The following is a 1,071-nucleotide window of genomic DNA, read 5'->3' on the forward strand; positions in this document are numbered from 1 at the left end:
TGAAAAAGTCGTTGATAAAAAATCTGTAGATAAAAATATGACCAGCGTTCCGGTGTTCCGTGAAACGTATGAGTCAATCATGGATATTAATGGTAAAAGAGGTTTGTCCATAATTATTCCTTTAGTAAAAGGACTATCGGCTGATTAGTGGAACGATCTAGCAGTGGTGGAGGCCCTAAGAGACGCCGATACTTTTGCCGGTCTTGTTGAGGGCATGGAGCTCAAACTGGTGTTGCCGATACACAGAGCATCGCCAGAGAAATGTCTTAGCATTTTTTCCTCTGTATCTTGTACGAAAGCCGCGTCAAGATGATCTGCATCGTGTTCCTCGTGCTGAACTACTACCAGAAGACATCTTATTCGCTGCCATGCGTACTATTGTTTTAAAGATTTCGTTTCCAATATTAGCCAGCAATTAGCTGACAGTCTGTGCGTCACCGTACATCGCTCTTAATTGGGCTCATCAGTAGTGCATCAAGGGCAGGTTTTGGGGTTTAGCCACATATCCAAAAACGACTCGAAATCAGTCGGTTTGTTTATACGAAAAAATCATAAACAAAGTATATAAAAATTGTGATGGCTAACAAATCACGAAAGCAAGTGGTAACAGATGCAAGGAAAAGGTCCCTACTAATAAATGGTTTATTGGGTAAACTTGCAACCTGGATGACTATTTAGTGGTTAGTCGTTGTGGGTTTTGATTTAGGGGATTGTAATGGAGCATCCTGTTTCAGGTGTTTTTCTCGCGAAATTTATATTTGAGATAAGTGATGTTCGTTATATTTGCACTCACGCCGAGGGCAATATTGATTTACTGACAGGTTGTTCACCCGAAGAATTTTTAGCTCAGCAATTAAAGCTTACAGATTTGTTTCATCCAGCTGACGAAGATATTGCTGTTGAACTATTCTCTAATACTTCTGCTTATGTAGATAAAGCGTTTACTTTCCGGCTTATTTCTCCCATTGAAAGCAGAGTGATTATTGTCAAATCCGTAAGTAACAAGCTAGTTGATTCAACGGGTCTTCACAGACTAGAACTCAGTTTGTTCTTTTCTACGTCATCAGAGCC

Annotated in this window: 1 protein-coding gene; it reads left to right on the plus strand. The window is 40.1% G+C overall.

Annotated elements, in window-relative coordinates; genetic code table 11:
• Window positions 1–715 precede the first annotated feature (715 nt).
• On the plus strand, window positions 716–1,071 hold a 356-nt coding region (locus A9E74_RS13765), incomplete at its 3' end, for a PAS domain-containing protein (protein WP_141696837.1).

Origin of the sequence: Methylophaga muralis (genome assembly GCF_001720165.1) — a bacterium.
Lineage (GTDB): Bacteria > Pseudomonadota > Gammaproteobacteria > Nitrosococcales > Methylophagaceae > Methylophaga > Methylophaga muralis.